The 13,709-nt window shown below is 58.7% G+C and carries 13 protein-coding genes; 7 read left to right on the plus strand and 6 right to left on the minus strand.

The genetic code is table 11. From position 1 onward, the window contains the following. Positions 1–7 precede the first annotated feature (7 nt). Positions 8–901 (minus strand): phytanoyl-CoA dioxygenase family protein, encoded by an 894-nt coding sequence (locus ACR0J0_RS09405; protein WP_480663273.1) that lies wholly within the window; start codon positions 899–901, stop codon positions 8–10. Positions 902–1,065: 164 nt separating this feature from the next. Between ACR0J0_RS09405 and ACR0J0_RS09410 the strand changes: the two genes are divergently transcribed. Together ACR0J0_RS09410 and ACR0J0_RS09415 are read left to right on the plus strand one after the other, a co-directional pair. Beyond that, positions 1,066–3,357: a xanthine dehydrogenase family protein molybdopterin-binding subunit gene (locus ACR0J0_RS09410; protein ID WP_480663275.1), complete on the plus strand. Its 2,292-nt coding sequence runs from the start codon at positions 1,066–1,068 to the stop codon at positions 3,355–3,357. Continuing rightward, a complete protein-coding gene (locus tag ACR0J0_RS09415) occupies positions 3,335–4,411 on the plus strand; it encodes a DUF2235 domain-containing protein (RefSeq protein WP_480663277.1) in 1,077 nt (358 codons plus the stop codon). The genes ACR0J0_RS09410 and ACR0J0_RS09415 overlap by 23 nt, the downstream gene beginning before the upstream one ends. Before the next feature lie 438 nt (positions 4,412–4,849). Here ACR0J0_RS09415 and ACR0J0_RS09420 read toward each other — a convergent pair whose 3' ends face one another. Beyond that, positions 4,850–5,425, minus strand: coding sequence for a GcrA family cell cycle regulator (locus ACR0J0_RS09420; protein ID WP_480663408.1), 576 nt, complete (start codon positions 5,423–5,425; stop codon positions 4,850–4,852). A gap of 123 nt (positions 5,426–5,548) precedes the next feature. Here ACR0J0_RS09420 and ACR0J0_RS09425 point away from each other — a divergent pair, with 123 nt between their 5' ends. Then, entirely contained in the window at positions 5,549–6,355 is an 807-nt protein-coding gene (locus ACR0J0_RS09425) for an ABC transporter permease (protein WP_480663279.1), read from the plus strand. On the opposite strand, the gene ACR0J0_RS09430 is transcribed toward ACR0J0_RS09425, so the two are convergent. Next, a complete protein-coding gene (locus tag ACR0J0_RS09430) occupies positions 6,352–7,587 on the minus strand; it encodes an MFS transporter (protein WP_480663281.1) in 1,236 nt (411 codons plus the stop codon). The genes ACR0J0_RS09425 and ACR0J0_RS09430 overlap by 4 nt on opposite strands. Positions 7,588–7,697: 110 nt before the next feature. After that, the gene (locus tag ACR0J0_RS09435) at positions 7,698–8,582 is read right to left on the minus strand and encodes a DMT family transporter (RefSeq protein WP_480663283.1); all 885 of its coding nucleotides are present in this window, start codon (positions 8,580–8,582) and stop codon (positions 7,698–7,700) included. Positions 8,583–8,876: 294 nt separating this feature from the next. Between ACR0J0_RS09435 and ACR0J0_RS09440 the strand changes: the two genes are divergently transcribed. The 3 genes from ACR0J0_RS09440 (at position 8,877) to ACR0J0_RS09450 (ending at position 11,426) form a co-directional block, all read left to right on the plus strand. Next, positions 8,877–10,064: an acetylornithine transaminase gene (locus tag ACR0J0_RS09440; RefSeq protein ID WP_480663285.1), complete on the plus strand. Its 1,188-nt coding sequence runs from the start codon at positions 8,877–8,879 to the stop codon at positions 10,062–10,064. 75 nt (positions 10,065–10,139) lie between these two features. After that, on the plus strand, positions 10,140–11,066 hold the full coding sequence (gene argF / locus ACR0J0_RS09445) for an ornithine carbamoyltransferase (protein WP_480663287.1): 927 nt from the start codon (positions 10,140–10,142) through the stop codon (positions 11,064–11,066). Between the two features lie 12 nt (positions 11,067–11,078). Next, on the plus strand, positions 11,079–11,426 hold the full coding sequence (locus tag ACR0J0_RS09450) for a 5-carboxymethyl-2-hydroxymuconate Delta-isomerase (RefSeq protein WP_480663289.1): 348 nt from the start codon (positions 11,079–11,081) through the stop codon (positions 11,424–11,426). A 32-nt stretch (positions 11,427–11,458) separates the two neighbouring features. Here ACR0J0_RS09450 and ACR0J0_RS09455 read toward each other — a convergent pair whose 3' ends face one another. Together ACR0J0_RS09455 and ACR0J0_RS09460 are read right to left on the minus strand one after the other, a co-directional pair. Next, on the minus strand, positions 11,459–12,016 hold the full coding sequence (locus ACR0J0_RS09455; RefSeq protein ID WP_480663291.1) for a ferric reductase-like transmembrane domain-containing protein: 558 nt from the start codon (positions 12,014–12,016) through the stop codon (positions 11,459–11,461). A gap of 47 nt (positions 12,017–12,063) precedes the next feature. Next, positions 12,064–12,552 carry a twin-arginine translocation pathway signal gene (locus ACR0J0_RS09460; RefSeq protein WP_480663292.1) on the minus strand — a complete coding sequence of 163 codons (489 nt, stop codon included), beginning with the start codon at positions 12,550–12,552 and terminating at the stop codon, positions 12,064–12,066. 193 nt (positions 12,553–12,745) lie between these two features. Between ACR0J0_RS09460 and ACR0J0_RS09465 the strand changes: the two genes are divergently transcribed. Further along, complete coding sequence (locus ACR0J0_RS09465) at positions 12,746–13,594, plus strand: phytanoyl-CoA dioxygenase family protein (RefSeq protein ID WP_480663294.1); 849 nt, start codon at positions 12,746–12,748, stop codon at positions 13,592–13,594. Positions 13,595–13,709 lie beyond the last annotated feature (115 nt).

Below are 13,709 nucleotides of genomic sequence, written 5' to 3' on the forward strand. Positions count from 1 at the left end.
CTGTTTTTTATCCGCTCGTGGCGGATTCGTAGAGCTTCAACGCCTCCGTCGCGCCTTGGGTCATTGCCTTGGCCTGATCTTCGCGAATCCGTGCGTATAATTCCAAAGCATCGGGAGAGAACAAGTCCTGCGGCGCAGGGATTTGGATGAAGTTCCCAATCCGGTCCTCGCCACGAGCCAGGATGGCATAGTCGCGATCTGCCACTTTCTGTTGTGCGTTGGGGTTCAGATAGCGGATGGCAAGTCCGATCCGCCGGTCATCCGAGGCGTTCGGGCCTGATCCATGAATCGTCAGCCCGTGATGTAGCGACATCTGACCCGGCTGCAATTCAATATGCGTCTTGTCTTCTTCAGCAACGTCTACGGCCACTTCCTGCCCGCGTGACAGCAGGTTGCTGTCCGAGAACGTGTCGTTATGCGGCAGGATCGGATTTTTGTGGCTGCCTTTGACGAAATCCATACAGCCGCTCTCGACTGTTGCTGGCGACAGCGCGATCCACGCCGTCACTTGATCCGGAGTCTCGCCCATGCCCCAATATGTCAGGTCCTGATGCATGCCGACGACCTGTGTCGTGTGAGGTTCTTTGATGAACAATTCCGCCGACCACAGCAGCAGGTCCGGCCCCAATACTCCTTCGACGACGTCCAGAACCCGTGGGTCCAGTGCGATGCGGGTGACAAGCGGCATGACCACATGCGCGTTCACTCGTTTGTACATGTTGAGCGGCAGCGGAAGGTCTGCCTCACGCCATGTTTGTTCGATCTCTTCCAACTCGGCGCGTATCTCTGCAACTTCATCGGTATCGAACACAGTTGCCGGAAAGACAAAGCCGTTGTTCCAGTAGTCGTCGATAAGTTCGGGCGTCAGGCGACCGTTCTTCAGGGTGATTGGGGTTGTCATGAGACCTCCGTCAGGCTGAATCGCCTCTTCAGGTTACAAAGCGCCTTTCTGACCTGGCATTGCTTTTTGCGACATGCAGGTCGCCTCTCGCCCAAATGCAAGGCTCTGGACAACAATTGGGACAGAGCTAGTGTCGCGACGATGGGCAGTCGGAGGATCAGGCAATGGAAAAGTTTGGCAAGAGCCAGTCAGTCAAACGCACCGAGGATCTGCGGTTCCTGACCGGGCAGGGGAAATACATGGATGACGATGTACCCTCTGACGCCCTGTTTGCCGCCTTTTTTCGAAGCCCGGTTGCGCATGGGCGGATCACGGCACTTGATCTGGATGCCGCGCGTGAGGCCGATGGCGTCCGGCTTGTCATGACGTTGGATGACCTGACGGCGGCGGGGGTCGACACGGTGATGAACGCTGCGAAGGTTCCGAACAGGGATGGGTCTCAGACACCGGCACCTGATCGGCACATGCTGGCCAACGACCGTGTCCGGTTTGTCGGCGAACCCGTGGCCGTTGTAATCGCGGATACGCTGACACAGGCGCGAGACGCGGTTGAAATGATCTGGATGGACACCGATGATCTGCCTGCGAAGCTGGACGTTGATGCCGGAGGTGAAACACTGCATGCAGAGGCACCCGACAATCGGGCTTTTGACTGGGGGCTGGGCGATGAGGCCGCGACCGAGGCCGCGTTTCGGTCGGCTGCGCACACGGTATCGCTGAACGCGGCCGACAACCGGGTTATTATCACCTCGATCGAACCACGCGGGTGTCAGGCTAATTGGGTCGATGGGCGGCTGCACTTTACTTATGGCGGTCAAGGGGTCTGGGCCATGCGTGGGCAGCTGGCGCAAAAGCTGAAGCTGGAACCCGATGCGATCCGTGTCACAACACCGGACGTCGGGGGCGGGTTCGGTATGAAAGTGATGCCTTACCCCGAGTATTTCTGCGTTTCGGTTGCTGCGATGAAACTGGGTCAACCGGTTCATTGGATGTCGGACCGGTCCGAGGCGATGCTGTCGGACCATCACGGTCGCGATCTGGTCTCGCTGGCCGAATTAGCGTTTGACGAAGACCTGAAAATCACGGCCTACCGGGTGCACAGCAAGGTGAACCTCGGCGCTTACAGCAGCCATTTCGGGCAGGCGATTCAGACCAGTCTTTTCAGCAAGGTGCTGATGGGCGTTTACGACGTGCAAACGACGTACCTGCGGGTCGAAGGGTTTTATACCAACACAACACAGGTCGATGCCTATCGCGGCGCGGGTCGGCCCGAGGCGATCTATGTTCTCGAGCGGGCCATGGACCGCGCTGCGCGCGAGCTGGGTGTCGATCCTTGGGAGTTACGGCGGAAGAATTTCATTCGACCCGAGCGTTTTCCCTACAAGACCGCCACAGGAGAAACCTACGACGTTGGCGATTTTGATATGGTTCTGTCCCGCGCAGGTGCGCAGATCGAAGGTTTTGCCGCCCGTAAAGCCGCTGACGCCGAACGCGGTCTGATCCGGGGGCAGGGCCTGTGTTACTATATCGAAAGTATTTTGGGTGACCCTTCCGAGAACGCGAAAATCGAGTTCTGCGAGGATGGCACAGTGAATCTCTACGTCGGTACGCAGTCAAACGGGCAGGGGCACGAGACGGTCTATGCCCATTTCCTGTCGGACCAGACCGGAATTCCGATGGATCAGATCAACGTGGTGCAGGGTGACAGCGATCAGTTACCACATGGCGGAGGGACCGGTGGCTCACGGTCGGTCACGGTGCAAAGTACGGCGACGCTGGCGACAATCGATGTGATGATAGCCGCATTCACGCCGTATCTGGCGGATAAGATGGAGGTGGAGGAGGAAGACGTGCGTTTCGACCATGAAACATTTCGGGCGCCAGGTTCAAACCTGACACCCACCCTGACCGAGGCTGCGGAAATGGCCCGCGCCGATGGCCGTACGGACCTGCTAAGCCATGAGGCCCGCGCCAATCTGGATGCGCGAAGCTATCCCAACGGTGCACATGTTGCCGAAGTCGTGATCGATTCTTACACCGGTGAAACCTGGGTTGACCGTTATACCGTGGTCGACGATTTCGGCAATCTTATCAACCCAATGCTGGCCGAAGGGCAGGTGCATGGCGGGGTGGCCCAAGGCATCGGCCAAGCCCTGAGCGAGCGTGTTGTGCATGATGCGCAAGGGCAACTGCTCACGGCTTCGTTGATGGATTACGCCTTGCCCCGCGCCGCTGAGATACCCATGATAAAGTTTACCTCGGCGCCGGTTCCGTCAACTTCCAACCCGATGGGGATGAAAGGATGCGGAGAAGCCGGCACCGTGGGCGCGCTGGCCGCTGTGGCAAACGCGGTTCAGGATGCGCTCTGGGATCACGGGGTGCGGCAGGCGGACATGCCTTTCACACCTCATAAAGTATGGGAATTGCTGACGCATGGTTCTGTCGCGGCTGAGTAGAAAGGTACTGGGATGGCTCGGGCGGCCTTTACGGTCCGAGCATTCCGCCGAGGCGCTGCACCGCGAACCGATCAGCCACGTCATCATCCTTGACGGCACCATGTCGACCCTGGAGCCGGGCTATGAAACCCATGCGGGTCAAACTTACCGCCTCTGTCGCGAGATGGGCAGCAGTGTTTCGGTGTTTTACGAATCCGGTGTGCAGTGGGAAAGCTGGAAGTCCTCTTTGGATGTGATGATGGGGCGCGGGATCAATCGCCAGATCCGACGCGCCTATGGCTATCTGGCCTCGCGTTACAAGCCGGGGGACCGCATCTATTTCATCGGCTATTCGCGCGGTGCCTACGGTGTACGTAGTCTTGCGGGCGTGATCGATATGATCGGCCTGCTCAAGGCTGAACATGCGACCGTCCGAAACATCAAGCAGGCCTATCGACACTATGAGTGCAACGCCAGCGGGTCGGCTGCGGCAGCGTTCCGGCGTCAGTTTTGCCACGAGGATGTCGCTATCGAGATGGTCGGCGTGTGGGACACGGTCAAAGCACTGGGGATGCGTCTGCCGCTGTTGTGGCGCTGGGCTGAAGAACGCCATTCCTTCCACAACCACCAGCTTGGCCCGGCAACGCGCCACGGCTACCACGCGATGGCGCTGGATGAGACCCGCGAGGTATTCGAGCCGGTCTTGTGGAAATGTACCCCCGAATTCAAAGGGCATGTCGAACAGGTCTGGTTCCGCGGCACCCATGGTGATGTGGGCGGGCAGCTCAATGGCTATGAAGAGGCGCGACCGCTCAGCAATATTTCCCTGATCTGGATGCTGGACAAGGCCGAGCTGCATGGCCTGCCGCTGCCTGAAGGGTGGCGCGACCGCTTCCCGACCGATACGCATGCTCCGTCAGTCGGCACGTGGCGCGGCTGGGGGAAGATTTTCCTGCTGCGCAAGCACCGCACCATTGGGCGCGACCGGTCAGAGCATCTGCACGTCTCGGTCTCGCCAAAGGAACTGCCGGGATGGGTGCCGATGCCGGATTTGCCCTCGCATCCGGCGCAGTGATAGGCCGATCATGTGCCAGCGGCTCCAAGATCACCGACGCTTCAGTGTCAGGTTCGAGCCCAATGGGGCACATGCTGTACATGGCGCAGATGTCTGCTAAGAGTTTCTAATACGTGAAAAACTGAAATGACGAGGCATTTGACCAATGACGAATGCAAGGGCCGGTTGGCTGTGTTTCATGGTGCTTTCACTTTTTCAAGCTGGCGAGGCAAACGCATTAATCTGCGAAGAAAGCGGACGTAAGGACTGCAACGTCCCGCACAGCTGACGCTCCAAGCTAAAACTCCCTCGCAGCTTTCAGCGAGGGTGTTTTCTTTGTAAGAGCTCGTTACGTCTTGCGTCGTTCTTGACTATGCAACGCTTTCGACAAGAGGCGTGGCGAAACGCCTGCGCCCTTTTCACGTTCTATAGTAATGATTTAGGTTCTTGTGTTCGTAATTACCGCCGACGATCCCGGCGCGAGCTCATCGGTTGGAACGCCACGCCCACGTGCGCCTCGCAGTATGGCTTGCCTGCTTCAACCGGCAGGCCGCAGAACCAGAAATCCTCGGTAGCGGGGTCGCCAACGGGCCATTTGCAGGTTTTCTCGGTCAGTTCCATCAAAGTCAGCTTCTTGGCTTTCTTTTCGACTTCGTTGACCTTGGCCAATGCCTCGGGGCTGATTTCGTTGGCCGATGGCTGCGGCGGAAGTGGTTGACCGGCCGGGATGATCTGGCGGCGGGCAGGAACGGCCGGTTTCGCATCGGCGGCCGGGGCAGGGGCAGGGCGTGCCGGTTCGGTTTTGGGCGCGGGCTTTGGTTTGGCCTCGGCCTTGGGGGCGGGCGCCGGTTTTTCCTTGGGTTCGGCCTTGGCCGGGCTTGCGCCGGTAGCACGGTTCGACAGGCCCAGACGGTGTACCTTGCCGATCACCGCGTTGCGGGTGACGCCGCCCAGTTCTTTGGCGATCTGGCTGGCCGACTGGCCCTCGCCCCACATTTTCTTCAGCAGTTCTACGCGCTCGTCAGTCCAGGACATCATTTGCCTTTCAAAAGCGGAAAGCGGCCCCGGATTCGGGCCGCCTTGGGAATTCGTCTCAGCCCCCTATTCTAATCACTGCGGCCCGAGTTACAAGCTATCTTCGAATCAGGATGAGGGCAGATGATGCAGATTCCCGCAGAACACAGCGAGCGCCGTTTCGGAGCGGTCAATTGGATGGGCCTCTACACGCTGGCCCAGCGCGAAACGCTACGCTTTCTGGCCGTCTGGACACAGACATTGTTGGCACCTCTGGTGACCGCGGGATTGTTCCTGCTGATCTTCAATATCGCCATCGGACCGGGACGTCCGGATGTGATGGGTGTTCCGTTCCTGACGTTTCTGGCGCCGGGCATCATGATGATGACAGTGATCCAGAATGCCTTCGCCAACACCTCTTCTTCTATGGTGATCGCGAAGGTGCAGGGCAATATCGTCGATACGCTGATGCCGCCCCTGTCGCCGCTTGAAATCCTATTGGGATATCTGGCGGGCGGTATTGCCCGTGGGGTTCTGATTGCATGCGTTGTCGCTGTCGCGCTTGCGCTTGTATTGGGCATTTACCCTCAGAACCTGTTGATCACCCTTATTTTTGTTGTTCTAGGTGGGGCCTTTATGGGGGCGTTGGGCTTATTCGCAGGGATCATTGCCAACAAGTTTGACCAGATGGCGGCGATCACCAATTTCATTGTGACGCCACTGGCATTCCTGTCGGGCACTTTCTATTCGGTGCAGGCGCTGCCCCCGGTCTTGAACCGCCTGAGTCATGTAAACCCGGTTTTCTATCTGATCGACGGGCTGCGCTATGGGATGATCGGGGTGTCCGACAGCTCTCCCTGGTTGGGTGTTGCGGTATGCACAGGCGCGACACTGCTGGTTGGTGCTTTGACCTGGCAGATGCTGCGGACGGGCTATCGGCTCAAGGCTTAATTCGCCTCGGCCAGAGCCCCCGGTCGAAACGCCATTCTGGGTCGCCCGAGGCGCGGATGCAGGTTTGCCGCAATGGCCCAAGCGCCGAACAGTGCAAATCCGCCGACGGCGAACACTCCGGCAACCGGTGAGACCAGCAGGACAAGCGAGGCGATGCCCGGAGTCAGAATGCCGGACACATCCCGGTAGCTGGAATAGATTGCTGACATCTCGGTTCTCTCGGACGGTTTGACGGCCATGAGGAATGGCAACCCGGCGCAGATATCCAGAACGATCAGCCAGATGGACCCAAGCACCAGCGCCGCAACCGAAGCAACCGGCCATCCCGCGATTGCCCCGGCGGTGACAAAGCACACCCCGCAGGCCGCGAAACCTACGCGCACAGCTGTTCGCAGTGAGCGTCCCTGCACCCAGCGCAGAATCAGCGGCGCGGCAAACAGCATGCCATTCGTGGCTGACAGAAGGATGCCGCCCAACTGCTCACCCAGCCCGTTTTCAATGGCGAAAATGGGCAGATAAACCACATAAATCCACCAGCCGCAGGAACGGATCATGGCGAACAGGTATCCAGCAACGAGCCTTGGCTGGGCAAAGAACCGGGGCAGAAAGGCGAGTGGGTTTTTTGCCGGGCCTCGCGCCCGGGTAATCAGTTTTCCGTTGCCCAGCCGCATACGCCAGAACTGGATCAGCATGACTGCGCCTGCAACTGCGCTTATGACGAAGGGGGCCGGAGTCCAGACCTCCATCAGCAGAACGCCTGCCATCGGGCCACCGGTCCAGCCGAGGGCGCTGTAGAACATGCGGCTGGTCTCGCAATGGCCCAGTTCGATCTTGCTGATGTAGTCCAGCACATAGGCGTTAAAGCAGATAAAGGTCACAACCGTCGCTACGGTGTTCAGCGCCAAAGCGCCGACAACCGCTGCCGGGCTGCCTTCGATCGCTAAAATTGCGCTGCCAATGAACATGAGGCAGCCGACGGTATAGGCCCATCTGCGCGGCACGAACCGGATCAGGAAAGGTACCATCAGCCCGGCAAGCAACGAGATGACGCCAATCAGAAAATACAGAAACGAAACCGATGACGCGTCACCCAGTGCCCGGTACATAGCCAGCGGAAACACCGATATCAGAATACCGCGCACAATCGCTTCGAATCCGGCCAAAATGCCGAAATCGCGGACTGAGGGGGCAGGGGCGTGGCGCACCCATTCGGGGATACGGCGTTCGTGCATAGGTAATCTCTTTGATCAACTGAGGTCACATTGCGCCCGATGAGATTGCATTCTTCAGGGTTTGCGACATGCAGGTCGCGCTTGGGCTATGTCGGAGAAATTTTTTGGTTTCAGACCTGCCGCGCCCGCGCCTCTCGCCAGACAAGGATCAGTCCTCCGGTCAAGATAATGACCGAGCCGATCATGCTGATCCCATCCGGGATAACTCCGAAAATGGCGAAGTCGTAGAAGGCCGCAAAAATCAGCGTCGTATAGCTGATCGGTGCGACGAAAGAGGCATCTGCACGGGCCATACCGTTGACAAAGCATGCTTGCGCGCAGGCCATCAAAACGCCGATCGTCACCAGCGCCGCCCATTGTTCGAGCGTTGGCATCTGGAAGACGAAGCTCACCGCGACTGAGGCAATTGTCAGGCCCATGGCGTTGTTGATCAACAGAATCTGGATTGGGATCTCACGGCCTGAAAGCTTTTTGATGAATATCAGTTCCATTCCTATGATCGCGGCTGCCGAAAGCGCTAGCAGAGCAGCGGGTTGAAAACTCGCCGGTGTGGGCCGCAAGAGGATCAGTGCACCGGTCAGGGCCACTGCGGCGGCCAGCCAGCGCCACGGGCCGACGCCCTCTCTCAACAGAGGGATTGCCAGCACCATCGCAAAAACCGGGTTCAGGAAGGAAATCGCCGTCGCATCCGCAATCGGGATGAACGCGACCGAGGCGAACATCAACGTGATCCCCGCCCATCCGAAGCTTGTGCGCCCGATATGCAGCCCCCAATGCGGGCGTTGCAGGCGCGGCCGCATCACGCCGACGGCGGTGACGATGACCAGAAAGGCAAACAGGAAACGTCCATGGCTGATCTGCATAGGATGCAGCGCCGGGCCCAGCGTATCGGTCCCCAAAGCCTTGGCCAGCAAAGTTGTCCCCGCCAGCAGCGCACTGGCTGCTGTGATCAGCACGGCAGCAAGGGGCGGGTTATTTGCTTTGGCAACGAACATGACACAGCGGTGCGTCAGCGTCCGTCAAATGGCAAGCGGCAATTGCAGCGGGTGCCAAGTATTTTCCATCCACAGAAAATTCGGGGTTTTCAGAGGCGCGGCACACGGCTATACGGCGCCTCATGATCAAACACGCACATATCCTGCGACTCCGACGCCGACGCTTTGCCGCGTAACCAGCCCGTTTGATCCGTTTGTGCCGCGCAAATCGGCACAATTCTTACCAAATCAGTTGACGAACACAGGCCGAGTGTATCACTCACGAGGCTCAAGCTATCTGAAAAGGATGATCCCATGATCCCGTCCGTTTTGCCGACCTATAACCGTGCGCCCCTGACCTTTGTGAAGGGCGAAGGCTCCTGGCTGACCGAGGCGGATGGCCGACGTTTTCTGGACCTTGGCGCAGGGATCGCCGTGAACGCGCTGGGTCATGCCCATCCGGCATTGGTGAATGCCCTTACCGAGCAGGCGCACTTGTTGTGGCATGTCTCGAACCTCTACCACATCCCGCAGCAACAGGCGCTGGCCGACAAGCTGGTCGAGCACACGTTTGCCGACACCGTGTTCTTCACGAACTCGGGCACCGAGTCCTGTGAGTTGGCGGTCAAAATGACCCGCAAGTATTTCTATGACAAAGGTCAGCCCGAACGGGTCGAGATCATCACCTTTGACGGCTCGTTCCACGGTCGGTCGTCGGCCGGTATCGCCGCCGCTGGTTCTGAAAAGATGACCAAAGGTTTTGGCCCCCTTTTGCCTGGTTTCGTGCATGTCGCGTTCGGCGACCTCGATGGCGTCACCAACGCTATCAGCGAAAAGACCGCCGCAATCCTGATCGAGCCCATTCAGGGTGAGGGCGGTATTCGTCCCGCTCCGGACGGTGAACTCAAGGCCCTGCGTCAGATCTGCGACGACAACGGAATCCATCTGATTTTGGACGAAGTTCAATGCGGCGTCGGTCGGACCGGTAAGCTGTTTGCGCATGAATGGGCTGGGATCACCCCGGACATCATGATGGTCGCCAAAGGGATCGGCGGAGGCTTCCCTCTGGGTGCGGTTCTGGCCACCGAAGATGCGGCCAGCGGCATGACCGCAGGCACGCACGGATCCACCTATGGCGGTAACCCATTGGGCTGTGCCGTTGGGTGTGCGGTGATCGATCAGGTTGCCACACCTGCATTCCTTGAGGGCGTCAACCGCAAGGCCGGGATGCTGCGGCAGAAGCTTGAAGGCTTGATTGCCAGCCATCCGGAAGTCTTCGAAGAGGTGCGTGGCGTTGGCCTTATGCTGGGCCTGAAATGCAAGCCGGCCAATATCGACGTGGTGAACGCCGGTTATGACAACGAAGTCATAACTGTTCCAGCCGCCGATAATGTGATCCGCCTGCTTCCGCCGCTTACTCTGACCGAGGATGATATCGCACAGGCACTGATCCGCCTTGAGAAAACAGCCGAGCAGGTCGAGAGCAAACTCGCCGACGCCTGATCTTCATCTATTCAAAATCACGCGGGTATCCGGGTGGAACTGCCCGGACGACCCTCAGACAAAAGTGACAGTGAAATGAACCACTTCCTCGATATCCATAAGACCGACGCAGCTGATCTGCGGAATATGATCGATCAGGCGGGTGCCATGAAACAGGCGCGGCTTGGCCGCCCTAAGGCCGCGCTGGATGACGAACAGCCGCTCAAGGACCGCATGGTTGCGCTGATCTTCGAAAAACCCTCGACCCGGACACGCGTCTCTTTTGACGTGGGCGTGCGCCAGATGGGGGGGCAGACCATGGTTCTGTCCGGCAAGGACATGCAGTTGGGCCATGGTGAAACCATCGCCGATACCGCCCGTGTGCTGTCGCGCTATGTCGACATGATCATGATCCGGACGTTTGACGAGACCATCCTGACCGAGATGTCCGAATACTCTGACGTGCCGGTGATCAACGGCCTGACCGACCGCACACACCCCTGTCAGATCATGGCGGACGTGCTGACCTTCGAAGAACACCGCGGCCCGATCGCAGGCAAAAAAGTGGTCTGGACCGGCGATGGTAACAATGTTTGCGCCTCGTTCCTGCATGCCGCTGGCCAGTTTGGCTTTGACCTGACCTTCACCGGGCCGGCCCAGTTTGACCCCGAAGAAGAGTTCATGGGCTTCGCCCGCCAAAAGGGATCAAAAATCGTTGTCGAACGGGATCCGTTCAAAGCCGTTGAGGGTGCAGACCTTGTTGTGGCCGATACCTGGGTTTCCATGCACGATTCCCAATCGGCCAAGGAACGTCGCCACAACCTGCTGCGGCCCTATCAGGTCAATACCGAGTTGATGTCTCACGCAAAACCGGACGCGCTGTTCATGCATTGCCTGCCCGCGCACCGTGAAGAGGAGGCGACATCCGAAGTGATGGACGGCCCAAACTCAGTCATCTTTGATGAGGCCGAAAACCGCCTGCACGCGCAAAAGGCGGTGATGCGCTGGTGTCTCGGGGTCTGACTGGAGTCGTCAATGCCTCATGTCACCCTAGAATTCTCGAAAGGGATAGAGCAGGCCCATGATGTTCAGGCGATTTGCGATCAGCTTTTCGACCTGCTGGCCGCTCATCCTGAATTCGACGCTGAGACGATTAAGATCCGCGCGACTCCGGTAGAATACTACCGTATCGGCACTGATCCTCAGAGCTTTGTCCACGCCACGCTTCTACTGATGCAAGGTCGTGACGAGGCGACGCGCTCTGAGCTCAACGCATCCATTCTCAAGGTACTTTCGGCGGCATTGCCCGAGGTTGGCAGCCTCACAGTGCAAGACGTGCAGATGAACCCCGCTTCCTACGCGATACGGCTTGCCGGGTCATAACCAGCACCCGGCTGCCGTTGGTGCCTGGTAGTTCAGGTGGGTCGCCTGATATCCCAAATCCGCAGTTTGGCGAGCGTCGTGGCGCTCGCCAACACCACCAACCCGCACAGCGCCCATTTGGTCATGACTTCCATCGTGCCTTCAATCAGCAAGGCATGTACGACGCTGCCAATTATGGTGACAATCGCCAGGCTCGCGTGACCCAACCTCCAGACGCGAAACCGCAGGCCGAGGCGCTTGCGAAGAAGACCCATCACCGCAGCCCCGAACACGGCCCACATCGCGATCACGCCCCAGGCGGAAAACGGTGTCGGAGAGACAAACAACAGGGCGTCAATAACGTCGGGCGGGCTGGTGATCCACAAGCCGCCGACATGGATCAGAATGGCAGTAACCAAAGTCAGCCCGCACCACCGATGCCAATGGCGGCTGACCACAGGGGACAAGCCCGGCAACCAACGCCCGGCCAACAGCGGCTGCATCAGTAGCAAGCACATTGCGACAACTCCGGCGAACCCGGCGGCGATATAGATCGGGTCACGCCACGCCAGCAGCGGACTGGCCGCAGCAGCAATGATCGGTACGGCCATGGCAAGGATCACACCGGCCCAAATTACCAAGTTCCGGCGCAATATCGTCAGGCGGGCTGTAGTACGAAATGGGCGGCCAGAGTCTTGTCTTTTGAGCTCGCCATGATCGGGCGCAGGAACACCGTCTGGAACTCACCGCTGTCATAGGCCAGATGACCATGCGGCTGGCCAAACGCCGGCACGATCTGCGGCATTTCCAAGCGGAACTCTCCATTGGCATCCGTCAATGTGGCACCGTGACTTTGCGGGTCGCGTTCGTGGCCTTCGGTCGTGTGCGCCCAGATTTGAATGCGCTGACCGGGCAAGGGGGCACCGTCACCGGCGCGTCGAACGGTTCCGGTCATCCAGAACCCTCCGCCGCCAATCCGATCGACGATGGGCGCACCGGGGCGGTAGTTGTTGGATCCGCCACGCATGGACGGCGTAGGGGCCACCCCCTTCGCGCGCGCGGGCACAAGCAGGCCGGTTGCGCCCGTTGCCAGAGCGGCCCCGCCCGCCACAATCACTGAACGACGAGAGAAAGAAATACCAGTCATAGAAACCTCTCTTCCCAGGCGATTTATCGCGCCCCAGCGGCATCAGGGGCTCTTTGGCCGCAAAGATAGCACGATTGTTTCGGTTTCCGAGGTGCAGAGCAGGCAGAACACGCAAATTGTGAATTCCTTTGACGGTTACCTTATCCGGGTGCAATCCTGACACCCATCATCTCATGTCGGGAAGGCCCGCAGCATGATCCATCAAGACCCTGTCTCAGACGACGAAATCAAAGCGTTCAAACGTGATGGTGCAGTTGTGCTGCGGTCCAGGTTCTCGGAGGATTGGCTCAATCTGCTGCGGGATGGTATCAAGGCGGATCTGGTCCGCCCGACGAAAAACTTCACCCGCCATACCAAAGACCCGCGCGCACCGGCCTATCTCGAGGATTACTGGGCCTGGAACAAAATCCCGCAATTTACGGATTTCGTTCATAATTCGCCCTGTGCGCAAATTGCAGCACAGTTGCTGGGTGCACCGTCGATCAATCTTGTCATGGACAACTGGTTCCTGCGTGAGGCGGGCTCGACCTCTCGCCCTCCGTTCCATCAGGATCTGTCCTACTTTGATTTTGAAGGCACAATGTGCGTCTTGTGGTTGCCGCTTGAACCGGTGAGCAGGGAAAATGGTATCGCCTTCGTCAAAGGCTCGCATCTTTGGGACAAACTGTTCATGCGGGTGCGCTTTGCCGATGGCCATCCCAGCTATGAACCCACTGAGGTGGCAGGGCTAACCTATCATCCGCCACCTGACATCAACGCGGACCCGGATGCATATGAACTGTTGCAATGGGACATGGAACTGGGGGATTGCATCTATTTCGACATGCGTACGCTGCACGGCGGGCTTGCGTCTGTTACGCCGACCGAGACCGTGCGTCGATTTACGCTCAGGATGACCGCGCCGGACGGCATCATTCGCTATCGGGGTGACTGGGCCAAGGACGAACGCGCTCAGTTCGAAGCGGCCGGTTACCGAGAAGGCGACCGTATCGACGGGCCGTTTTTCCCGCGGCTTTGGCCACGCGAACCCGATCAGGCCTGAGGACGTCCCGAAACACGACGAAATCCTCGCACCCATTATGTGCATTTGTGCAAATTGAAACGCATATATTCGAATTATATCCTGCATCAATGAGCGAAATGCACAGATCACGGGA

This window comes from Ruegeria sp. BF12 (assembly GCF_056538705.1).

Bases quoted from the DNA above. Each gene is read 5' to 3' on its own strand.
- ACR0J0_RS09405 (WP_480663273.1), bottom strand. From the start codon at position 901: ATGACAACCCCAATCACCCTGAAGAACGGTCGCCTGACGCCCGAACTT.
- ACR0J0_RS09410 (WP_480663275.1), top strand. From the start codon at position 1,066: ATGGAAAAGTTTGGCAAGAGCCAGTCAGTCAAACGCACCGAGGATCTG.
- ACR0J0_RS09415 (WP_480663277.1), top strand. From the start codon at position 3,335: ATGGTTCTGTCGCGGCTGAGTAGAAAGGTACTGGGATGGCTCGGGCGG.
- ACR0J0_RS09420 (WP_480663408.1), bottom strand. From the start codon at position 5,425: ATGTCCTGGACTGACGAGCGCGTAGAACTGCTGAAGAAAATGTGGGGC.
- ACR0J0_RS09425 (WP_480663279.1), top strand. From the start codon at position 5,549: ATGATGCAGATTCCCGCAGAACACAGCGAGCGCCGTTTCGGAGCGGTC.
- ACR0J0_RS09430 (WP_480663281.1), bottom strand. From the start codon at position 7,587: ATGCACGAACGCCGTATCCCCGAATGGGTGCGCCACGCCCCTGCCCCC.
- ACR0J0_RS09435 (WP_480663283.1), bottom strand. From the start codon at position 8,582: ATGTTCGTTGCCAAAGCAAATAACCCGCCCCTTGCTGCCGTGCTGATC.
- ACR0J0_RS09440 (WP_480663285.1), top strand. From the start codon at position 8,877: ATGATCCCGTCCGTTTTGCCGACCTATAACCGTGCGCCCCTGACCTTT.
- argF (WP_480663287.1), top strand. From the start codon at position 10,140: ATGAACCACTTCCTCGATATCCATAAGACCGACGCAGCTGATCTGCGG.
- ACR0J0_RS09450 (WP_480663289.1), top strand. From the start codon at position 11,079: ATGCCTCATGTCACCCTAGAATTCTCGAAAGGGATAGAGCAGGCCCAT.
- ACR0J0_RS09455 (WP_480663291.1), bottom strand. From the start codon at position 12,016: ATGGCCGTACCGATCATTGCTGCTGCGGCCAGTCCGCTGCTGGCGTGG.
- ACR0J0_RS09460 (WP_480663292.1), bottom strand. From the start codon at position 12,552: ATGACTGGTATTTCTTTCTCTCGTCGTTCAGTGATTGTGGCGGGCGGG.
- ACR0J0_RS09465 (WP_480663294.1), top strand. From the start codon at position 12,746: ATGATCCATCAAGACCCTGTCTCAGACGACGAAATCAAAGCGTTCAAA.